Source organism: Streptomyces sp. NPDC057877, from assembly GCF_042796855.1.
Lineage (GTDB): Bacteria > Actinomycetota > Actinomycetes > Streptomycetales > Streptomycetaceae > Streptomyces.
Genome location: NZ_JBHVMS010000017.1, coordinates 1 through 21436, shown reverse-complemented (window position 1 = coordinate 21436; position 21436 = coordinate 1). Strand labels below are relative to the sequence as shown.

At 69.4% G+C, this 21436-nt stretch carries 18 protein-coding genes and 2 pseudogenes; 8 read left to right on the top strand and 12 right to left on the bottom strand.

The features are described 5' to 3' along the window. Nucleotides 1-2: 2 nt before the first annotated feature. The 4 genes from ACFVQG_RS37060 to ACFVQG_RS37045 form a co-directional block, all read right to left on the bottom strand. Nucleotides 3-896 (bottom strand): carbohydrate ABC transporter permease, encoded by an 894-nt coding sequence (locus ACFVQG_RS37060; protein ID WP_383392615.1) that lies wholly within the window; start codon nucleotides 894-896, stop codon nucleotides 3-5. 104 nt (nucleotides 897-1000) lie between these two features. Beyond that, complete coding sequence (locus ACFVQG_RS37055; protein WP_383392612.1) at nucleotides 1001-2314, bottom strand: ABC transporter substrate-binding protein; 1314 nt, start codon at nucleotides 2312-2314, stop codon at nucleotides 1001-1003. 41 nt (nucleotides 2315-2355) lie between these two features. Continuing rightward, complete coding sequence (locus ACFVQG_RS37050; protein ID WP_383392609.1) at nucleotides 2356-4092, bottom strand: alpha-glucosidase; 1737 nt, start codon at nucleotides 4090-4092, stop codon at nucleotides 2356-2358. A gap of 57 nt (nucleotides 4093-4149) precedes the next feature. Then, nucleotides 4150-5331 (bottom strand): ROK family protein, encoded by a 1182-nt coding sequence (locus ACFVQG_RS37045; protein ID WP_383392606.1) that lies wholly within the window; start codon nucleotides 5329-5331, stop codon nucleotides 4150-4152. A gap of 856 nt (nucleotides 5332-6187) precedes the next feature. Between ACFVQG_RS37045 and ACFVQG_RS37040 the strand changes: the two genes are divergently transcribed. From ACFVQG_RS37040 to ACFVQG_RS37020, 5 genes are all read left to right on the top strand, one after another. Next, entirely contained in the window at nucleotides 6188-8524 is a 2337-nt protein-coding gene (locus ACFVQG_RS37040) for a family 49 glycosyl hydrolase (RefSeq protein ID WP_383392604.1), read from the top strand. Between the two features lie 134 nt (nucleotides 8525-8658). Further along, nucleotides 8659-9105 (top strand): DoxX family protein, encoded by a 447-nt coding sequence (locus tag ACFVQG_RS37035; RefSeq protein ID WP_383392601.1) that lies wholly within the window; start codon nucleotides 8659-8661, stop codon nucleotides 9103-9105. A gap of 89 nt (nucleotides 9106-9194) precedes the next feature. Beyond that, nucleotides 9195-9851: a lytic polysaccharide monooxygenase gene (locus ACFVQG_RS37030; protein WP_383392599.1), complete on the top strand. Its 657-nt coding sequence runs from the start codon at nucleotides 9195-9197 to the stop codon at nucleotides 9849-9851. A gap of 129 nt (nucleotides 9852-9980) precedes the next feature. Next, on the top strand, nucleotides 9981-10484 hold the full coding sequence (locus ACFVQG_RS37025) for a hypothetical protein (RefSeq protein WP_383392597.1): 504 nt from the start codon (nucleotides 9981-9983) through the stop codon (nucleotides 10482-10484). A 934-nt stretch (nucleotides 10485-11418) separates the two neighbouring features. Further along, on the top strand, nucleotides 11419-11574 hold the full coding sequence (locus ACFVQG_RS37020; protein WP_383392594.1) for a hypothetical protein: 156 nt from the start codon (nucleotides 11419-11421) through the stop codon (nucleotides 11572-11574). A gap of 266 nt (nucleotides 11575-11840) precedes the next feature. Here ACFVQG_RS37020 and ACFVQG_RS37015 read toward each other — a convergent pair whose 3' ends face one another. From ACFVQG_RS37015 to ACFVQG_RS37005, 3 genes are all read right to left on the bottom strand, one after another. Then, the gene (locus tag ACFVQG_RS37015; protein WP_383392591.1) at nucleotides 11841-12851 is read right to left on the bottom strand and encodes an RNA polymerase sigma factor SigF; all 1011 of its coding nucleotides are present in this window, start codon (nucleotides 12849-12851) and stop codon (nucleotides 11841-11843) included. Beyond that, entirely contained in the window at nucleotides 12851-13399 is a 549-nt protein-coding gene (locus ACFVQG_RS37010) for an RNA polymerase sigma factor (RefSeq protein ID WP_383392588.1), read from the bottom strand. Before ACFVQG_RS37010 ends, ACFVQG_RS37015 begins: the two co-directional genes overlap by 1 nt. 242 nt (nucleotides 13400-13641) lie before the next feature. Further along, nucleotides 13642-14265, bottom strand: coding sequence for a hypothetical protein (locus ACFVQG_RS37005; protein WP_383392587.1), 624 nt, complete (start codon nucleotides 14263-14265; stop codon nucleotides 13642-13644). Nucleotides 14266-14291: 26 nt separating this feature from the next. On the opposite strand from ACFVQG_RS37005, the pseudogene ACFVQG_RS37000 reads away from it, so the two are divergent. After that, nucleotides 14292-15040: pseudogene (locus tag ACFVQG_RS37000) on the top strand (transposase family protein). A gap of 6 nt (nucleotides 15041-15046) precedes the next feature. Here ACFVQG_RS37000 and ACFVQG_RS36995 read toward each other — a convergent pair. The 5 genes from ACFVQG_RS36995 to ACFVQG_RS36975 all read right to left on the bottom strand — a co-directional run bounded on the left by ACFVQG_RS36995 (nucleotide 15047) and on the right by ACFVQG_RS36975 (nucleotide 18326). Then, nucleotides 15047-15583 (bottom strand): DUF6308 family protein, encoded by a 537-nt coding sequence (locus ACFVQG_RS36995; protein ID WP_383392584.1) that lies wholly within the window; start codon nucleotides 15581-15583, stop codon nucleotides 15047-15049. Further along, nucleotides 15543-16268, bottom strand: a complete 726-nt coding sequence (locus ACFVQG_RS36990; protein ID WP_383392582.1) for a dienelactone hydrolase family protein — start codon at nucleotides 16266-16268, stop codon at nucleotides 15543-15545. The genes ACFVQG_RS36995 and ACFVQG_RS36990 overlap by 41 nt, the downstream gene beginning before the upstream one ends. A 233-nt stretch (nucleotides 16269-16501) precedes the next feature. After that, nucleotides 16502-17173 carry a DUF2278 family protein gene (locus ACFVQG_RS36985; protein ID WP_383392579.1) on the bottom strand — a complete coding sequence of 224 codons (672 nt, stop codon included), beginning with the start codon at nucleotides 17171-17173 and terminating at the stop codon, nucleotides 16502-16504. A gap of 433 nt (nucleotides 17174-17606) precedes the next feature. Further along, the gene (locus ACFVQG_RS36980; RefSeq protein ID WP_383392577.1) at nucleotides 17607-17753 is read right to left on the bottom strand and encodes a hypothetical protein; all 147 of its coding nucleotides are present in this window, start codon (nucleotides 17751-17753) and stop codon (nucleotides 17607-17609) included. A gap of 363 nt (nucleotides 17754-18116) precedes the next feature. Further along, nucleotides 18117-18326, bottom strand: a complete 210-nt coding sequence (locus tag ACFVQG_RS36975) for a hypothetical protein (protein WP_383392574.1) — start codon at nucleotides 18324-18326, stop codon at nucleotides 18117-18119. 865 nt (nucleotides 18327-19191) lie between these two features. Between ACFVQG_RS36975 and ACFVQG_RS36970 the strand changes: the two genes are divergently transcribed. Further along, nucleotides 19192-20820, top strand: a complete 1629-nt coding sequence (locus ACFVQG_RS36970; protein ID WP_383392572.1) for an FAD-dependent oxidoreductase — start codon at nucleotides 19192-19194, stop codon at nucleotides 20818-20820. A gap of 78 nt (nucleotides 20821-20898) precedes the next feature. After that, nucleotides 20899-21276 (top strand): annotated as a pseudogene (locus tag ACFVQG_RS36965) (transposase family protein); the annotation flags it as partial. Between the last annotated feature and the right edge of the window lie 160 nt (nucleotides 21277-21436).

The window sequence follows — 21436 nt, the reverse complement described above, 5'->3', positions numbered from 1 at the left end:
GGTCATCCGTCCTCGCGGGCCTGGCGGGTGAGCATCGTTGCGGCGATGATCAGCACGAGGAGGGTGATGGTGCTGGAGATCGCGGAGCCGTAGCCGACGTCGGCGCGTTCGAAGAAGTTCTGGTAGGCGAAGTAGGCGGGGACGAGGGTGGAGTTGCCGGGTCCGCCGCCGGTGAGGACGAAGATCTGGGCGAAGACCTTCAGGCCGGCGATGGTGGTGGTGACCAGGACGACGTAGACCTCGGGCCGCAGGATGGGGACGGTGATGCGGGTGAAGCGCTGCCACCAGGAGGCGCCGTCGAGTGCGGCGGCTTCGTAGAGTTCGGGGTCGATGCGTTGCAGGCCGGACATGAACAGCACCAGCGGGTAGCCGAGTTGCATCCAGACCAGGACGCCCAGGACGACCCACAGGGCGAGGTCGGGGTCGCCGAGCCAGTTCTGGGCGAGGGAGGAGAGCCCGATGGTGTCGAGGATGCTGTTGACGGCGCCTTCGGGGGCGAGGATCCAGCCCCACATCAGGCCGGTGACGGCGACGGGGATGACCTGGGGCAGGTACAGGCCGGAGCGGAAGACGCTGACGACTGTGTCGCCGTGCTTCTTGCCGATGTAGTCGAAGAGCAGGGCGGCGAGGAACAGGCCGAGGAGGGTGGGCACGATCGCGATGCCGACGATGACGAAGGCGATGTTGCGGAACGAGGCCCAGAAGTCGGCGTCCTGGAAGAGGCGGGTGTAGTTGTCCAGGCCGATGAAGGTGGGGTCGCCGATGCCCTGCCACTGGGTGAGGCTGTAGTAGAAGGTCATCACCAGCGGGACGACGAGGAAGAGCAGACTCAGCAGCAGGCCCGGCGCGAGGAAGACGGCATAGCCCGTGGCCCGCGGGTGACGTGTGGTTCTCACTGTTGCTCCTAGGTGGGCGGGACAGCGGCCTTGGCGGCACCGTGGCCGCCGTCCCCGGAACGCGTGGTGTCCGGCCGCCGGGAGACGGCGGCCGGGTGGTGACGTCAGGACCTGGTCGCGCGGTACTTCTCGTAGGGGCCGGCCAGTTCGTCGAGGACGGCCTCGGGCTTGCCGCCGTTCATGAGGTTCTGGGTGGCGGCGACCCAGGTGTCGTAGTAGCCCGCGACCGGCCAGTCGGGGTAGAAGGACAGGCCGCCGTTGTCCTGGCTCTGGTGGAAGGCGTTGATGAGCTGGCGGGACTTGGCGTTGGTGATGTCGTCGGGCTTGGCGGCGAGCGGGATGTTTCCTTCTTCACCGATCAGCTTCTGGATCTTGTCCGACATGGTGATGTCGATGAAGTCCTCGGCGAGTTCCTTGTTCTTGGCCTTGGTGGGGATGACCCAGTGGTTGCCGCCGGAGCCGAGGGTGTCGTCGCTGCCGGGGTAGGGGGCGGTGGACCACGCGAAGTCCGTGATGTCGGTGGTGAGGCTGCCGAACCACCAGTTGCCGCCGACCATGATGGGCCGCTTCTGGGAGACGAACTGCTCGGTCATGTCGCTGCCCTTGAGGCCGACGTCCTTCTTCTCGAAGTAGCCCTTGTCGAGCCACTCCTGGTACTTGTCGACGGCGTAGGTCATCTCGGGGCCGTGGAAGTCGACCTTGCCCTGGTACAGCTGGTAGTCGTCGACCCAGGTGGCGTTCGCCTTGGAGAGGGCGAGCAGGTACAGCCAGTGTCCGGCGGGGTGGTCGTTGCCCGCGTTGGCGAGCGGGGTGATACCGGCTGCCTTGAACTTGGCGAGCGCGGCCTCGAAGCTCGCGAGGTCGGTGGGCTTGTCGACGTCGTGCTTCTTGAACAGGTCGTCGTTGTAGTAGGTGAGGACGAACTCGCCGTAGTTGGGTATGCCGTACCACTGCTCGCCGCCCATCTCGCCGTCCTCGTTGTAGCGGGCGGTGACGGAGGCGTCCTCGCTGATCTTCCTGTCCCAGCCGTGTTCCTTCACGAGGGGGGTGAGGTCGGTGAGCAGTCCCTGCTTGGCGAGCAGGCCGGTGGTGGCGTTGCCCTTGTTGTACTCCATGACGTCCGGCGCCTTGTCGGAGTTGAGGATCATGCCGGCGTTCTGCTGGATCTGCTCGAACGTCTTGCGCTCGAAGACGACCTTGACGTCCGGGTGGGTCCTCTTGAACTCGGCGATGGCGGCGTCCCATGCCTTGCTCAGGGCGCCGTCCTCCTGCTCGTAGTGCCACAGTCGCAGGGTCTTGCCGTCGCCCGCGCCGGTGCCGGAGCCGCCGCAGGCGGTCAGCGGGGCCAGCAGGGCGAGGGTGGAGGCCGCCAGGAGGAGGTTCCTTCTGCGGACGGTGCGGGTGCGCGGGCTGTTCATGGCTGGTTCCTTGGTGTGCGTCGTTGCGACAAGGGCGGATGTCAGGCGGTGCTGCGGCGGTGGACGCGTGCCTCCCACGGGCGCAGGGTGTAGGCGCCGGTGAGAGGTGAGGTGGCCGGAAGGTTGGCGATGAGCGTGTCGCTGTCCTCCCAGCCGTCGGGCAGGTCGACGGTGAGGTCGGTGCCGCCGAAGTTGGCGATCACCAGCAGTTCGGTGCCGGATGCGGCCTCGTGCCGGGTGAAGGCGTAGAGCTGCTCGTGGTCGGGGTGGAGCATGTGGAAGTCGCCGTGGGTGACGGCGGGCTCGGTGTGCCGCAGTTCGATCAGGCGCCGGTAGTAGTGGAAGACCGAGTCGGGATCGGCGACCTGCGCTTTGGCGTTGACGTCGACGTAGTCGGGGTTGACGGCGATCCAGGGTGTGCCGGCGGTGAAGCCGGCGTGCTGGGTGGCGTCCCACTGCATCGGGGTGCGGGCGTTGTCGCGGCTGCGGTGCCGCAGCCCTTCGAGGATGTGCCGTTCGTCGGTTGCGAGGGCGAGCTGGTCGCGGTAGTGGTTCAGGGACTCGATGTCGCGGAAGTCGTCGATGGAGGCGAACGGGGCGTTGGCCATCGCCAGTTCTTCGCCCTGGTAGACGAACGGCGTGCCGCGGTGCAGGTGCAGCACGGTGGCCAGCAGCTTGGCCGAGCGGTCGCGGTAGGCCGGGGTGTCGTCGCCGAAGCGGGACACCACACGGGGCTGGTCGTGGTTGCTGAAGTACAGGCTGTTCCAGCCGGTCTTGCCGAGTCCGGTCTGCCAGCGGCCGAGGCTGGCTTTGAGGTCGGTGAGTGTGAGGGGCCGGACGTCGAACTTGCCGCCGGGGCCCTGGTCGAGGCCGACGTGCTCGAACTGGAAGACCATGTCCAGCTCGCGGCGGGCGGGGGCGGTGAAGCGCCTCGCCTCCTCGACCGTGACACCGGGCATCTCGCCCACGGTCAGCAGCGGGCGCGGACGACCGGCGAAGACCTCGCGGTGCATCTCGGCGATGTACTCGTGGATGCGCGGGCCGCAGACGTAGTACGGGTGGCCGAGGCCGAAGCGGGCGCCCTCGGGCACGATGCCGTCGGGCAGGGCCGGGTCCTTGGAGATCAGGTTGATGACATCCATGCGGAAGCCGTCCACACCGCGCTCCAGCCACCAGCGCATCATGGCGTGCACGGCTTGGCGGACCTCGGGGTTGTCCCAGTTCAGGTCGGGCTGCTTGCGGGAGAAGGTGTGCAGGTAGTACTCGCCGGAGCTTTCGTCGTAGGTCCAGGCGGGGCCGGAGAACCACGACTCCCAGTTGTTCGGTTCCGCTCCCGGTGTCCCGGGCTCCATGCCGGTACGGGGCGGACGCCAGATGTACCAGTCGCGCTTGTCACCGCCCGGTCCGCCGTCGCGGGAGGCGGTGAACCAGGCGTGTTCGTCGCTGGTGTGGTTGACGACGAGGTCCATCACCAGCTTCATGCCGCGCTCGTGCACGCCCGCCAGCAGCCGGTCGAAGTCGGCGAGCGTGCCGAACAGCGGGTCGATGTCCTGGTAGTCGCTGATGTCGTAGCCGTTGTCGTCGTGCGGCGAGGGGTACACCGGGGAGAGCCACAGCACGTCGACACCGAGCTGGGACAGGTAGTCGAGTCGCTCGATGATGCCCTGGAGGTCTCCGATGCCGTCCGCGTTGGAGTCGGCGAAGCTGCGGGGATAGATCTGGTAGACCACCGCGTCGCTCCACCAGGAGTCGGCGGGACCGGCCACGTTTTCGGGCACGTCAAAACCTCGTCGTGTGTCTCGGGTACGTGAGTGATGTCGTGGAGATGAGCTGGGTCAGGACAGAGCCGCGCCGACCGCGTCCTGGATCACCAGGCAGGCGGCGCCCCGGGCCCACAGGTCGTGGTGGACGGGATCGAGGTGGATGTCGCAGTCGTGGGCGGCGGTGGAGAAGGCGTGGGCCTGCAGCGCCTGGGACATCGCGGGGCCGAACAGGTCGTAGGCCACCGCGCCCTCACCGGCAATGATGATCTTCTGTAGGTTCAGCAGGTTGCACATGCCGGCCAGTCCCCTTCCCAGGGCGTCTCCCGCTTCGGCGAACGCCGAGCGGGCGACCGTCTGCGCGGAGCCGCCGGAGGAGCGGGCGAGGTCGATGGCTTCGGAGATCGTGGTGCAGGGGACACCGCCGTCCTGCAGGTGCCGCAGGACGGCCCGGTCCCCGGCGAGAGCCTCCAGGCAGCCGCGGCGGCCGCAGCTGCACATCGGGCCCGTCGGGTCGAGGGGCAGGTGGCCGAGTTCTCCCGCCAGGCCGGTGGCGCCGGAGAAGAGGGCTCCGTCGAGCAGGAGACCGCAGCCGATGCCGGGGCCGACCGTGACGACGGCGAAGGAGTCGATGTCACGGCCCTGCCCGAACCAGCGCTCGGCGACGACGAGGGTGTTGACGTCGTTGTTGACGACGACCGGCAGGCCGGTCGCCTCGCGCAGGGGGCCGGCCACGTCGACCTTGTTCCAGTCGAGGAGGGCCGAGTAGCGGCAGATCCCGGCAGCGGAGTCGACGTGACCGCTGACTCCGACTCCCAGTCCCAGTACCCTGTCCGCCGCTTCGGGCGCCTCGGAGAGGAGCCTGCTGGTCAGGGCCGCGACGGCGGACAGGGCGGTCTCGGGGGTGCGGTCGGGGATCGGTTCCTCCGCGCGGGCCAGGACCTTGGCCGCCATGTCGGTGACCACTGCGGAGACCTGTGCGGGGCCGATCTTCGTGCCGACGACGATGTGTTTGTCCGGATTGACCTGGAGCATCTTCTGCGGTCGGCCACGTCCCTGGGGAACGGCGTCCGATTCGCGCAGGTAGTCGTGCTCCAGGAGCGGAGGAAGCATCCGGGTCACGCTCGAGGGGGCGAGACCCAGGCGCTGGGCGAGCTGGGTACGCGAGAGGGGACCCGCGGTGAGGACCGTCGCGAAGATCTCCGCCCGGGTCTGCTCAGCGACAAGCTCCGAAAAACGGATCTTGGACGGGCTCATCACGCGCGCCTCCAGAGGTGTGGTCGGTCAAAGGCCGGTCTGTCCGGTCCGCTTCCATCGAACCCGATGCGGTGCGTGCCGTCGCCCATGACGCCGAGCCGTGGCACGACCAGGGACAGGAAGAACACCGTTCTCTCCTCCCGCCTCATTCCGGGAGCCGGTCCGGTGGCCGGGGCCAGCTCGACATGACGGGAGTCTGTCCCCCCAATTTTCGTGCGTCAAGAAAGAAAACGGCGTGTTACGCAACCGTAATCACCCCCCGCACGCCTGCCGCCTGGGTGAGAAGTCCCGGTCTGGGGCCTCGGTTTGGCCACAGGGGAGGCTGGGCCGTGACGAATCTTGCTCATTTCGTTGACACGGAGAAGAAATGACGGGACGTTATCCGGCGACCCCGCAGCGCTGGGCTCAACATCCGGTGCTCGGGCGGCACCCCAGGGGCCCGTTGTCTGCGCCGTTGGCGCGCTCAGCGGAGTGCGTGCTGCGCCCACCGGCCCGGGCGGGCGGAGAACCGGAGTATCCCGGCCGTCTCGGATGAACCCGGCGCACACGCCACCCGCTCTTGCCTACCGAAGGGAGGAAACCCGCACCGGCCCGGTCACCGGTCCGCGACGAGGCCGTGGCCAGCCCACCCGCCGGGTAACCGGCCATCCACACCTACGTAGCCCCGACCGGCGAGGCGCACACGGACTCCGCCTCCACCACACCTGTACCAACCCGCCGGTGGCCGCCCCGGCCGCGCTTCCCCCTGACGCGCGGTCTCGCTGGCCTGCGCGCTGACCGAGCCGCCCGAACGAACCGCTTGGAACGCGCGGAGCCGTCGGTGGACCCCCTGTTGCCAAGGAGAAGGACAATCAGCATGCCCGCAACAGCACTGAGACGACTGGCGGCGATCGCCGTCGGCCTGGCGCTGGCACTGGCCTCGGTCCTCGTGCCCGTCAGCACGGCCACCGCCGGGACGCCCCCGGCCCGGCCCGCCCCCGATGCCCGGGCCGCCTCGGCGGCTGAGCCGACGCCTGCGGACAGTGCCGCCCTGAAGACGTGGTGGCACGACAACTACGAGTTCAACACCACCAGCCCGGTGGCGAACGACAAGGTCCGGCGGTCGTCGTTCTACGACGTGAAGGTCGCCACCGCGGCGGCCCCGACGACGAAGTACGACTCCTTCGCCTACATGAGCATCCCGCGCAGCGGCAAGGGCAAGATCGGCTACACCAAGGAGGACGGGGCCGAGTTCTCCTCGGCCGCGAACCTCACCATGAGCTGGTCGTCCTTCCAGTACACCGCCGACGTGTGGGTCGACGTCTCGCTGCGCACCGGGCAGACGATCTCCTCGGCCGACCAGGTGAAGGTCAAGCCGAGCAGCCTGAACTTCGCCAAGGAACTGGTCGACAGCGACACCGTGCGCGTCAAGGTGCCCTACAGCTCGGCCGGTTACCGGTTCTCCGTCGAGTTCGACCCGCAGCTGTACACGGCCTACAACGACATGTCCGGCCCCGCGAACGACGCCGGGAAGCTGACCACGCAGGGCGGCGGCGGCAACCGGGCCATCCACACCGAGCCCCGCAACTCCATGATGATCTTCGCCGAGCCGGTCCCGACGGGCGCGGAGAAGGACCGGCTGGTGCCCACGTCCGCCTCCGGCAGCATCCACTACCCGCAGCAGGGCCAGGTCACCCACCTCAACACGATCAGCGAGGAGATCGTGTACTTCAGGCCCGGCACCTACTACATGACCTCCAAGTACCACGCGCTGCTGCCCAAGCAGGTCAAGTGGGTCTACCTGGCCCCCGGCGCGTACGTGAAGGGCGCCATCCGGTTCCCCGACGACAGCCAGGGCCTGTACAAGGTGACCGGCCAGGGCGTGCTCTCCGGTGAGCAGTACGTCTACGAGGCGGACACCAACAACAACTACGACCACCTCTCCGGCGCGTCCAACTGCCACTCCAGCTGCGTGAAGATGCTGCAGTTCCAGTCGGCGCAGGGCCGCCAGCAGCACCTGGACCTGCAAGGCGTCACCATCAACGAGCCGCCCTACCACTCCTTCGTCGTCTACGGCGACGAGCAGACCTTCGGCATGCGGGTCGACAACTACAAGCAGGTCGGCTCCTGGTACTGGCAGACCGACGGCATCGAGCTGTACCGCGGCAGCACCATGAAGAACACGTTCTTCAACGCCAACGACGACGTGCTGAAGATGTACCACAGCGATGTCAGCATCGATAACACCGTCGTCTGGAAGAACGAGAACGGCCCCGTCATCCAGTGGGGCTGGACCCCGCGCAACATCGACAACGTGCGGGTCAGCAACACCCACGTCATCCACAACCGGATGTACTGGAAGGACGTCAAGTACAACACCTGCATCCTCAACTCCTCCTCGCACTGGGAGGACATGGGCTCGACCACCAAGGCCGATCCGGGCGCGTGGGTGAAGAACATGACTTTCGAGAACATCACCGTCGAGGGCATGACCAACTGCGCGATCCGCGTCTTCGCCCTGTCCAGTACCGAGAACATCCACGTCAAGAACCTCAAGATCGACGCCTGGAACCAGTTGGACGCCTCCTCACAGGTCAGCCTTCTCAAGCGGTACAGCAACAGCGCCGGGCAGAAGGTGACCCTCGGCAACGAGACGCGGGACAGCCGCGGCCTGAAGCTGGAGAACTACACCGTCGGCGGCACCGTCATCAGCAAGTCCGGCAGCAACTGGGCCGCCGACAAGCTCGGCCGGATCGGCTTCGACGCCGAGAACTGGGACAACTGGAACGCCTGGGGGCCGGGCGGCGGCAACCCCGATCCCGACCCGGGCACCGGCGGCACGATCGTCAACGGTGCGACCTCCAAGTGCGTCGACCGCGCCGGCGGCTCCACCGCCAACGGCACCGCCGTCCAGCAGTGGGCCTGCGCCAACGTGGCTTCGATGGCCTGGGCCCTCGACGGACAGCAGCTCAAGTCCGGCGGCAAGTGCCTCGACGTCGAAGGCGGCCACACCGCCAACGGCACCAAGGCCCACCTGTGGGACTGCGGCACCTGGGACAGCCAGAAGTGGGCCTTCCAGTCCAACGGCACTTTGAAGAACCTCAAGTCCGGCCGCTGCCTGGACGTCGAGGGCCAGAGCACCGCCGACGGCGCCCGGCTGCACCTGTGGGACTGCGGCACCTGGGCCAGCCAGAAGTGGACCCTCACTTCCTGAGCCATCGCGGTGGCCGTCGGCGGCCAACCACTGTCGGCGGCCAACCGCTGTCGGCGGCCACCGATCCCCCCACCCCGCTTTCCTCCGCATGCAGCGTCTCTCTCCCCCGCTCGCCGCTGAGAAAGGGCATCACCATGGAGACACCCTCCAGGTACCAGGGGCCGGTGCTGGGCCTGTTCCGGATCGTGCTCGGGCTGTTGTTCGCCTGCCACGGGGCCGCCACGCTCTTCGACGTGCTCGGCGGGCCGCACGGACGGCCCCCCGGCACCGGCCAGTGGCCCGGGTGGTGGGCGGCGGTGATCCAGCTGGTCGGCGGCGCCCTCGTTCTGCTCGGCCTGGGCACGCGGTCGGCCGCCACCCTGTGCTCGGGCTCCATGGCCTACGCCTACTTCGTCCACCACCAGCCCGACGGACTCTTCCCGCTCGAGAACGGCGGCGAGCAGGCAGCCCTGTTCTGCTGGGCCTTCCTGCTGATCGCCGTCCTCGGCCCCGGCCGGTGGTCCGCGACCGAGCTGCTCACCCTCTCCACCCACCGCGAGCAGCGTTCACGAAAGGAGGTGAGCGGCACGCACAGCATCTGACCCCCCACCACAGACTGTCATGAGCACGTAAAAAAAATCACTGTCATGCGCAGCCTGTGATGCCCCAACGAACACAAAGGAAGAGGACCATGGACCGCGTACCCGCAACCGCATCCGGCCGCACCGCACTGGGCGCCGCTGTACTGGCCACCAGCCTGCTCAGCGTGCTCGCCCAAGCGCCGACGGCCTCCGCACACGGCACGGTCATCACTCCCGAGACCCGCAACTACGGCTGCCTGCAGCGCTGGGGCTACAACGAGCCCAACGAGGCGCAGGACCCCATGTGCTACCGCACCTACCACGAGAACCCCAACGCCATCGCCGCGTGGAAGGCCGTCTACGCCAACAACACCGGCGACAACTACCAGCAGGTCATCCCCGACGGACAGATCTGCAGCGCCGGCGGCCAGGGCGAGACGAACTACCGGCCGCTCGACCGGCCCGGCCCGTGGAAGACGACCGACATCGGCCCCAACTTCACCGTCGACCTCTACGACGAGGCCCGGCACGGCGCGGACTGGCTCGAGGTCTACGTCACCAAGCAGGGCTTCAACCCCGAGTACGAGCTGATCGGCTGGGACGACCTCGAACTGGTGAAGAAGACCGGCCGCTACCCCTACCAGGCCCACTACGTCACCGACGTCAGTACGTCGGGCTACAGCGGACGGCACGTCGTGGTGACCGTCTGGAAGGCGTCCCACATGGACCAGAAGTACTTCCTGTGCAGCGACGTCAACTTCCGCTGACACCAGCGGGACCCAGCTGAACGACACCACGGCACAGCGGCCCCGCGAGGCGCACACCTCGCGGGGCCTTCCGCCCTCCCTCTCACCGGTCGACCGCCGAGGCCGGACCGGTCGCCTCACGGAGGAACCATGCTCCTGACCAGCCACCCCCGCCGCCTGCTGCGCGACCGGCTCCTTCCCGCCGTGCGCACCCCATCGGCCCGAAGGACAGCCACACAGCGCGCGGTCGAGCACTACCGGGCGCGAAGCACCGCGGTTCTGCGCATCAGCGTCGGTGTCCTCTACTGCTGGTTCGGGGTGCTCAAGATCTTCCCTGCCGGGAGCCCGGCCGAGGAGATCGCGGCCGCCGCCATGACGAAGCTCACCGGTGGCCTGCTGCCCACCACCGTGTCCATGCCGCTACTGGGCACCGCGGAGATCCTGATCGGACTCGCCCTGGTCACCGGCCTGTCGCTCCGACCCGCCTTGACCCTGTTCTTCGGGCACATGGCCGGGGTCTTCACCTCCCTCGCGCTGCTGCCCGGCCAGATGTGGAACCACGGCGTACCCACGCTCGAAGGCCAGTACGTCCTGAAGAACCTGGTCCTGGTGGCCGCCTGCCTGGCCGTCGCAGCCGACGAACTCTCCGGTTGACGCTCCCCAACCCCCGCTACGCAGCGGCGCGAGGGTTCCTTCGTCGCGCCAGGCGGCGTAGTAGGCATAGGCGGTGCGACCAACGCCCGACCTCATCTACGCAGGGCAGCAGGTCACCGTGCCCAGAGTCCAGGCCGACCCACCATCCCGAGACCAGCACCAAGAGGGAGAGCCGGGCAGACAGGAGACCACTCCCCCGGCCAACCAGAACCCCGGCGGCACGCCCACGCCGGGCGACGGCACGGGGAAGGCACCAGAACCTGCGCCCCCTGCTTCCCCACACACGGCCCCGGCAATCCCTGTGATGGCTCGTCCTCGCCCGCTGCCCCGCGGGGCTGTCGTGCCGACATCGGCACACAAGAACCCGCGCACCGATGCCGTCTGCCGACCGACCACCGGCATAAGCAACTCGGCCGTAGCAGCAGGACAGGAGGCCGGTTTGGAGCACGCCCGCCCCCCCCAGTCCGTCCACGGACGCCGTCCCGACCCGCTACGGCGACACCACGTCCCGTTCCCGGCTCGAGGCCGACTGGACCGCCACCCTCGGCGGCAACGGCATCCGGTGGGAGTACAAACCCGACACGATCACCCTGAACTCCGGCACCCTCTACTCTGGCTGCCCGCACTTGGCACGCGGCTCGAGGTCAAAGGCCGTGCATACCGCGTATCGAAAAGACGGAAGAACTGGCCCGCACCCGTGTCTGCCGGTGAGAGTTCCTGCACCTGCCGGTGCCCCGGAGGCGAGTTCGTCCTCCTCGGCAAGCCGTCCCTGGCCTCCGACTGGGACGGGCCCGGCCACCGGCCCCGCAGCGGTTATGCGAACTGGGCGACTCCCTTCGGGCCGACCGCGTACTTCTTGACGTGCCCTGCGTGAACACGAGCACAGTGGATCACGCTCCGGCGTCCGTGGCGCTGCCGTGCCTGTCAGGCGCTGTTGGAGAGAGAACAGATCCACCGGCCTGTCGGCCGGTTCGTCCGCTTCGTCGAGACCAGTACCCGCATAGGTCTCTTCGCCATGCCCGATCTGGGCGAGCCCTTCACCGACGCGGAACTCGGCCTGCCCGACGGCTCCGAGGATGACGTTCTGTGATCAGTACGCCCCCCCCTGGAGCGGGGCCCGGCCCGGCGGCAGTGAGCCGCAGGACCGCCGCCCGCGGGTGGCGCCACGTCGGCCAATCCTTCCCGGCAGAGCGCAGGGGCAGTTGACGGACAGAGGAAAGGGGCGTCCTGGCCGACCTGGAGCCGGCGCCCTGCCAGGGTGCCTCGCGCACCCGCAGCCTTCGCCGCCCGGCAGTGCCTCCCAAGGCACTGCCGGGAGCGGGTAACACGGGCACGGAAGGTTCTGTATAGGGCAGTTCACTCCTCCGCGAGTAGCCTCTCTCGTAGCTGGGCCAGTGTGCGCGCCAGTAGCCGGGAGACGTGCATCTGGGAGATGCCGACCTCCTGTGCGATCTGCGATTGGGTCATGTTGCCGAAGAAGCGCAGCATCAGGATCCGCTTTTCGCGCGGTGGGAGGCTTTCCAGCAACGGCTTGAGGGACTCGCGGTATTCGACGCCCTCGAGTGCCTCTTCCTCGACTCCCAGGGTGTCCGCGACCGCCGGGGACTCGTCGTCGGTGTCGGGGATGTCCAACGATAGTGTGGAGTACGCGTTCGCGGACTCTAGGCCCTCCAGGACCTCCTCCTCCGAGATCGCCAGCTTCGTGGCCAGCTCGTGGACCGTGGGCGGTCGGCCTTGTTCCTGCGACAGCTCCGCAGTGGCCGTGGTGAGCGCAAGGCGCAGTTCCTGAAGGCGCCTGGGTACACGCACTGCCCAGCCCTTGTCACGGAAGTGGCGTTTGATCTCACCGACCACCGTCGGGGTCGCGTACGTGGAGAACTCCACGCCGCGCTCCGGGTCGAAACGGTCGACCGACTTGATCAGACCGATGGTGGCGACCTGGGTGAGGTCGTCCAGCGGCTCACCGCGGTTGCGGAAGCGGCGTGCGAGGTGCTCCACGAGCGGCAGATGCATCCGGACCAGACGGTTACGCAGCTCGGCGTACTCCGGGCTGCCGCCTTGCATCGCGCGCAGTTGGAGGAACATCGCTCGCGCGTCACTACGGTCGGCGGCGGGCGACGTAGTGCGATGGGGCGGCTGGGGGGTGGGCTGTGTCTTGGTCCGCCGCTTGACTCTGGCCAGCGCGGACTCGACGTCCTGGGTCGTGGCCACGAGCGATCCGATCGGTCCTTCACTGGCCATGAGGGTTTCGCGCAGCGCGGCAATGTCGTCCTTGTCGTGGTGGTCGGCCGTCACCGCCTCCCGCCCGCGACGGACCGCCCCTGCAGGCAGTGCGGCAACTTCATCCTCGTCGTGGTGGCCGGTCATCACTGCCTCCCCTCGCCCATGTCAATCACACCCAGCTCCTGCAGCTGGCTTCGTACATCTTCCAGCGCCTGGCGGGCGCGGTGCAGATGCACGCGCGCGGTCGCGACCTGGATTCGCATCTCCTTCGCGGCATCCCCCAGCGGCTGTCCGGCAATCGCGCAGCGGCTCATGACTTCGCGCTGTTTGTCACTGAGGGACACGATGCGCTCCAGCACCGTGCGGTAGGCGCCGCGCGCATCCATCCAGGACGCCAGGTCCACCTCCGCCGCGGCCCGGTCGTGGTGCTCTGTATCGAAACCGATCGAGCCGGCTTCCTTCTGCAGTCGCAGCACCTCCCGCACGACGGTGGTGCGTAGCCATGCGGGCCAGGCCCTGACCGGTTCCAAGTGCGGGGCGTTCCAGCGCTGCCAGCATTGCAGGAAGGCCTCCTGCACCGCGTCGTCGGCCAAAGTGCGGCGCCCTCCGGAGACGAAGATCGCCTGCGCCAGAAGGGGCCGGTACCACGTACGGAACAGGGCGTCGAACTCCTCCTCCGGCGGGGCCGTCATTGAGGATCCTGCTCGTCCAGGCGGACGCTCCATGCGGTGCCGTCCTGGTCGCTCACCTCGGCCCTCCCCCCGCGGACGGACAGCTCACGTGCCATCCGGACCATAGCCCGGGCACGCACCCGCTCTCTGAGCAGGTACCCGCAGGTCCGTACAGCCGCGCCCGCAGCAGCAGCCCCGGTGCCCACTATCACCCAACTCCACTGCTCTGTCACGGCGTTGGCCTCCCGAGGCTCGATGTGCTTTCACCAGGTAGAGGAATCAGGCGCCGAAAACGTGTACACGCCCCGCCGACTCCAGCCGAGAGGTAACTGGACGATCCTTCTGGCTCGGACGAGTTGGCCTGCAAACCGCTGTACAACCGAGTACCGGCGCCGGAGGGACAAGCCGAAGGCTTCGGCTGGCAGAGTTCCTGTCGCCTGATCGTCCGCGCCCAACGTCCAGCTCGGCGGCCCGATCGTCTTGGTCAGGTCCTCGTTGGCGATCTCGTTGGTGATCAGTGAGTACGTGGTGTGGCTCTCGTCGGTGGCGTCGGCGTAGATGCCGATGGAGCGTCTCCAGCGGATGACGGCCAGGACGGCGTTGAGATCCGCCGTCTGGAGTTGCGTGCGTAGGCGTCGCGTTCGGGCGCCGGGCTGCCCGCACGGAGCCGTGAAGCTCGCGAAGCCGAGCAGCGATGGCTTTCGTTGCGACCTGGTTGGCTTCGAAGAAATCGCGGCGGAAGCCAGCCTGTCCCGCACCGCAATCAATCCACACCCGACATCAAATGAGCACTCAATGAGGCTTTTCAGCGTGGCCTCTGATCGGGTGACGACGCAGGCGTCCGCAACGGACAAGGCTCCCGTGCCGTTGAGGGAGGTGTTCGACATCTCAACTCTCCGGCACAGGAGCCCTGTTGGTGCCCGATCCTGCCGCACGCGACCTCTCGCATGCGCTGGTTGAGTGGGTCACCATGCTGATCGTCACCCGCGAGGGTGACCGCCGTTGCAAGCACCCGCCGCACCAGCGTGCGCCGGTCGCCCTGGTGTACCTCCGCAAGCACGACACCTTCGAGCAGATCGCGGCGGGTTCTGGCATCTCGGTGGGCACCGCCCACGCCTACACCACCGCGGTGATCGGCCTGCTTGCCGATCGTGCACCGGGCCTGCTCAAGGTGCTGCGCGAGACCGATCCCGACTACGTCCTGCTCGACGGCACGCTCGCGGAGTGCGACAGGTCGGCGACGGCCGGGCCGACTACTCCCACAAGCACCGCCGACATGGCGTGAACGTGCAGCTGGTGACCGATCCGGACGGTCGGCCGCTGTGGATTTCACCCGCACTGCCCGGCCGTGCGCACGACTTGACCGCGGCCCGCACCCACCGGATTATCCGGATCTGCGAACGCCAGGGCATCCCGGTCCTCGCCGACCGTGCCTACATGGGAGCTGGCCCATGGGTGACGACAGCCCTCAGGCGCCCGCCGGGCCGTGATCTCACGCCCACCCAACAGACCGTCGACCGCGCACTGTCTGCGGCACGGGCGCCGGTCGAACGCGGTGTCGCACGACTGAAGTCGTGGCGGATCTTCCGCAGAGCCCGATGCAGCCCGAATCGAATGTCGTCAATCTGCGCAGCTGTCCTCACCCTGGAGCGGCAACGCTGAAAGAGCTCAGTCGGCCCGCTCCTGCGCGTTGAACGGCGGGCTCCGGTAACTGTCCGTCGCGCCGGGAAGGTTGGCGACCTGCATGCGGATGTCCCGCAGGGCCGGGGAGACGATGTCGTCGCTGGCGAGGGGGTAGTAGTCCTGTTTGGGGCCGCTGCCGGGCAGCCGCGTCAGTGGGTTCGTGCTTGCCTCGGCCGCCTCGCGGCGCAGCTCCGAGATCGCCGAGACGATGTCGACACGTTGGATGAAACCCGTGCGGACATCCGGTGGCGGTTCCAGCAGTTGGCGGTGCGGCGCGGAGTCGTCCTCGCGCAGCGCGGTATGGAGAGCGAGCCAGGAGGACGGCGGCCTGCCGACGGTGCAGCGGACGGCTCGGTCGTGGACCGGGAGCAGTCGGGGTCGCTTGCGGGCCAGGTTTTTCCCGGCGATGGTCCAGTGGGTTGCCGGAAGGCTTCGGTCGACGGGCTTGGTCTGCGGTCCGGGATCGTGGTTGCCGACCAGCTCACTGCGGTGTGGGCAGGCACTCGGCGAGCAGGTCGACAATGTCCCGCCAAGCTCGCTGGGCGTGCTGCGGGTGGTAGCCGACGCCGGGGAGCACGGTGTGGTCGACCGGTGGGTGGTGGAAGGCGTGCACGGCGCCGCCGTAGACCACGAGGCGCCAGTCGACGCCCGCAGCCTGCATTTCGGTGGTGAACGCGTCCCGTTGCGCGGGCGGCATGATCGGGTCTTCCGATCCGACCCCGGCCCACACCGGGCAGTGAATGCGCGCCGTCTCGCCTGGCCTGCCTGTGGTCAGTCCGTTGACTGTCGCGATCGCGCGCAGGTCGACGCCGTCGCGCCCGAGTTCCAGCGCGATGGCGCCCCCGGTGCCGTAGCCGATGGCGGCGATCCGGTCCGGGTCGGTCCGCGGCTCGGCTCGGAGCACGTCGAGCGCCGCGTGGCCGATGCCTCGCATCCGGTCGGGGTCGGCGAGTAGCGGCATGCAACGGGCCAGCATCTCCTCAGGGTCGCTCAAATAGCGCCCGCCGTGGAGGTCGAAGGCCAGGGCCACGTATCCCAGCTCGGCGAGCGCATCGGCCCGGCGGCGCTCGACGTCGCTGAGCCCCACCCCTTCGGGCCCGACCAGGACCGCGGGTCGGCGGTCGACATCGGCCGGGAGCGCGAGGTGCCCGATCATCGTCAGGCCGTCGGCCGCGTAGTCGATCGTGCGCGTTGCAACTGTCGTCATGAGCCTGGACTGTAGTGATCGTCGAGCCCGGTCGGGCCGGTGTTCTGCCGCTGGCAGAAGGCAGGTCTGTGGCATATTGCGGAACCACCCCGTCAGGGGTTCAGCCGGGAGGGGCCGGGCATCGCCGCGGTGGCCTGCCCGGGGTCACGGCGAACGCCCTCGCGTTCCCCGCAAGTGCCCGGGCGACGCGTGAAGGAGCGACGACCGGCGCTGTGGCCGTTGCGGGCAGTGGCTCATGTGAGCGGGTGTCCGGCGCTGTCGGTGTGGCCTGCTTGGCTGGAGAACTTGTTGAGGAAGACGTCGTAGCGGCCGTCGGGACGGTGGGTGATCGTGGCCCCGTCCTGCCAGATGCCGTTCTCCGGCCACCACGGAGAGCCCGCCGGGTCGCCCTGGTTCTGGTGGATGTTGTGCATGCCGACGTCTCCGTGGGACCCCGGACCGAAGGGCTCGCCGAAGACGAGAATGCGCTGCCCGGGGGCGAGGATGCCCTCCAGCGCGGTGGCGGCCTCGGTGTTGCTGCCTGCGTGCCACGGCCGGGAGCCGAACAGGTCGAGGAGTTCCTGGAGCCAGGACGGCGGGCGCCGCTCGAACAGGACGCCGGAGCGGTCCACCAGCGCGGGATGGCGCAGGTAGTCCAGGGCGCCGGAGGCCGGTCGGCGGTCCAGCTCGTGGTAGCCGGGAGGCAGTGTCACGGCCGGTTCCAGGGCGGCGGCGTCCAGGGTGAACGTCTTCCACCGCACGCCCACGGCGGACTTGTGGCTGTCGACGTCGACAGCGCAGTGGTAACGCCCGTCGGGCGCGTCCACCTCCAGGTTGACGTGGAACCAGCGGCCCTGGTCGTCCGGCTGGTCGCGATGGTGTCCGTGCAGGGTTCCCGAAAGCACGCCGTAGTGGTCGAAAGGCATGCCGTCAGTGAATCATCATCCGCACGCTGCGCATCGTCATGATCGCTCTCCGTGCGGTATGGCGGAGGGGTGTCGGCCCGGTCGTGCAGCCAGGACGCCCGCCCGCTCAGGCCTTGGGTGCGGCCCCGAATCGCATCGTCTCCCGGGCACGGGCACGGACCCGGACACGGACACTCGGCCGGTCACGGCCGGAGGGAGCCGACACGGTCAGCTCGCAGGACGGCCTGTCTCCCCGCTGACCAGGGGTCGGGCGGAAAAGGACGTCAACGCGGGGAAGAGCAAGCCCGGCCCGGTCAGAAGCCGGAGCCGACACGGCCAGCGACGGGAGGGTGCCGGGGCCCAGGGCACCTGCCCGTGAGGCGCGACGTGACAAGCGGGGCGCCGAGCGGGGCGCCGTCGTGCGCCTGCGACCGGCGCCAGCACTCCCGCCCCGTCACCGGCGGGTGCGCAGCCTGCTCAGGAACCGCTGGGCCTGGGCGCGACGGCGCGGATCGGCGGCGGTGCGGCGGGCGTGGCCCATCGCGCGCTGACCCTGCGGGCTCCTCGCGAACCGCTTGATCTTCTCGAGTAGTGCGGACACGTCCATCCTCCCCTCGGGGCGCCCGGCTCCTCGCCGGACTGCGTGGGGTTACGGATACCCCGCGACGGACGGTCCAGCCCTTGCGGGGTCCGGGGCCCCGCGCTCCCCCGATGGCTGCCCGGCGGCGTCCCGCCACGGCGCCCGCTCGGTCGGTGACTCCGATGGCTTCGTCCGCTCCCTGCAGCGACGGGCGCCGGGCCGCGCGCAGCACCCGGGGTCCGCCCGACAGCACCGGGATGCCATCCGCTGGGTCCAAGGTCTGCCAGCGACGGGAGTTGTCGGTGCTCGGCCTCGCCCGCCAGCTTCTGCTGGCCGTCGGCCGTCGTCGGGCTTCCGTCGGCGTGCCCTGCCGCCGCTGCGCGGTCAGGCCTCCGTGGCGGGCTGTCCGGACCGGTGTCCGTCTGCCGTGCGTGCCTGGCCGCCGCTCGTGAAGTGCCCGGCTGCGTGCGTGACCCGGTAGACGGCGCAGCCGTGCTCCATGTGCAGGGGGCGGGCGCCGTCCGCTGCGCTCACCTTGCCGCGGCCGGTCGCGGGCACGTGGACGTCGGCGACAGCGCCGACCGGCGCCCGCACGTCGATCCGGAAGGCCGCTGTGTGCGGGGACCACGCGGCGCTGGCGGTTGCCCGTACGGCGCGGATCGAGGTCCGTGCCCGGTCAACGCCGTCCGGGCGTCGAGCCGGACGGTGAACGCGGCACAGCCGGTGTCGCCGGGGCACAGTCCGGCGACGGTCTCGTACAGCCGCTGGGCCACGGTGCCCGGGACGTAGTGGCCGCGGGGAGCGGGAGCCGAGGGGCCGCGTCTCCCCCATGGTGTCCGCGCCGTTGTCGTGCCAGTAGCCCCGGGGTTTTCGCTGTGGCGCTCGGAGGGTCCTGCGGTTCCCGCTTGCGGGCATGTCTGGTCCCTTTGCTGCTCGCCGCGGCTGGACGAGGAGGGCGGGGCTGGCGGACACACCAGCCACGACCGCCCCGCGATGGGCGGTCCGGCTCGCCAGCAGCGGGACGGCGGTGCGGGGTCCGCCGGTGGGCGTGCGGGCCGGTGCGCCAAAGTCTCGTCCGGGCGCGCCCTTGCGTCTGGCCGTGCGGCCGGAGCCAAGGGGCTTGCGTTGCGGGGCGGTCGGGGCGGGTCGTTGCCGGGGGGCACGAGCCGCCGCTGGCGGCGTCCGGCGGCAGCGGGGCCTTCGGGCCGTCGGCGGCTGGGAGGCGGGCCGCCTCGGTGGTCGGCGTGGTTCCGCCCGCCGCGAGCGTCTTCGGCCTCTGCTCGATCGGCACGCTGACGCGCCCGCCCGCCGACACCGTCCTGTGCACCCGGTTCACCCGCGAGACCGCCGGGGCCGAAGCCGGGACACCCGGCCCTCGCGGTGGGGCCGTTCGCCTCTGCCCGTCACCCCACCCGGAAAAATACCCTCGGGGGTATCTATGAACGCGAGGAGCACTGCTGTGAAGGTCATCATCATCGGAGGCGTCGCCGGCGGAATGTCGGCCGCGACCCGCCTGCGCCGCCTGGACGAGCACGCCGACATCGTCGTCCTGGAGCGCGGGCACCACGTCTCCTACGCCAACTGCGGCCTGCCCTACCACCTCGGCGGGGTCATCCCCGACCGCGACGCCCTCCTCGTGCAGACCCCGCAGTCCCTTCACGACCGCTTCCGCATCGACGTCCGCACCCGCCACGAAGCCCTCGCCATTGACCCGGCCGCCCGCACCGTCACCATCCGCGACCTGGAAACCGGCGCCGAGACGACCGAACACTACGACCACCTGGTCCTCAGCCCCGGCGCCCGCCCGATCGTGCCGCCGCTGCCCGGAGCCGAACGCGGCCTGACCCTGCGCGACGTCACCGACACCGACACCATCCGAGGCGCCCTGGACGGCGGCGCGAGGACCGCCGTCGTGATCGGCGGCGGCTTCATCGGCGTCGAAGTCGCCGAGAACCTCCGTCACCGCGGCCTGGCCGTCACCCTCGTCGAACTCGCCGACCAGGTCCTGGCCCCCCTCGACCCCGAGATGGCCCGCCCCCTCGCCGACGAACTCACCGCCCACGGCATCGGTCTCCGCCTCGGCACGCAGGCCGCCAAGATCCTGCCCGACACCGTCGAACTCGCCGACGGCACCACCCTCCCCGCCGACCTCGTCATCTTCGCGATCGGTGTGCGCCCGGAAACCCGCCTCGCCCGCGAGGCCGGGCTCGCCATCGGCCCCCGCGGCGGCATCGCCGTCGACGAACGCCAGCGCACCAGCGACCCCCGCATCCACGCCGTCGGCGACGCCGCCGAGAAGACCGGCCACCTCACCGGCGAGCCCGTGCTGATCCCGCTGGCCAACCTCGCCAACCGGCACGGCCGCCTCGTCGCCGACGCCCTCACCGGCCGCCCCGTGCGCAGCCGCCCCGCCGTCGGCACCGCCATCGTCCAGGCCTTCACCCTCACCGCCGCCGTCACCGGCTGGAACGAGAAGCGCCTGCGCGCCGCAGGCCGCCCCCACCGCGTCCTCCACCTTCACCCCACCCACCACGCCGGGTACTACCCCGGCGCCGCCCACCTCGCTCTCAAACTCCTCATCGACCCCGCCACCGAAGCCATCCTCGGCGCCCAGGCCGTCGGCACCGAAGGTGTCGACAAGCGCATCGACGTCCTCGCCACCGCCATCACCGCCGGTCTGACCGCACCCGAACTCGCCGACCTCGAACTCGCCTACGCACCCCCTTACGGCTCCGCCAAAGACCCCGTCAACATGGCCGGGTACATCGCCGACAACCTCACCACCGGCACCGTGCGCACCCTCCAGTGGCACGAGCTGCCCGCCGCCACCGAAGCCGGAGCACTCCTGCTGGACGTGCGCACCGCCGCCGAGCACCAGGCCGGAGCCATCCCCGGCGCCCGCCACATCCCCCTCGACGACCTCCGCGACCGCCACACCGAACTCCCCACCGACCGGCAGATCGTCGTCTACTGCCACGCCGGACTCCGCGGCCACACCGCAACACGCCTCCTCACCCAGTACGGCCACACCGCCACCAACCTCGACGGCGGATACCTCACCTGGCACACCGCCACCCGCACACCCTGACCCCGTGAGCCTTCAGGGCCTGCTTGAGCCGAGCTGCGGGAAAAGCCCGCACGGCCGGTTCTGAGGGGGGACCGTTGCAGCACTGCGCGGGTCATCATCGATGCCGACACGCGCCTGGTCATCGCCTCGGCGCGGCCGACGCCCGGGAACAAGCCCGACGCCCACGTCTGGCGGGATTCCGACCTGCCAGCCGCGGCGACCAGGACCACGGTGCCCGCACACGGCGCCTCCCTCGGCACCGGCCTCATCGTCCCGCACCGCACAAGGACCGCACGTCCCCTCCTGCGCGGGCAGGAGGAGGACAACGCCGGACACCGCCGGGTCCGTGCCCGCGTCGAGCACACCTTCGCCCGCATGAAGAACTGGAAGATCCTCCGCGACCGCCGTCAAGAGGGCGACGGCCTTCACCACGCCGTCCAGGCCGCCGCCACCGTGCACAACCTCGCCCTCGCAGGGTGGAACACCAGGTCAGGCACCACTTTGACCTGCCCGAGAGGAACCTTCTGCAACACCCTTTAGCTCCAATGCCGTTGTTTTAGCCTGCGGGCGTACGCTGCTGCGTAGTGCTTCCCGGGGGTGGTGCGGGTGTCTGCGGATATCGGCGAGTTATCGGGGC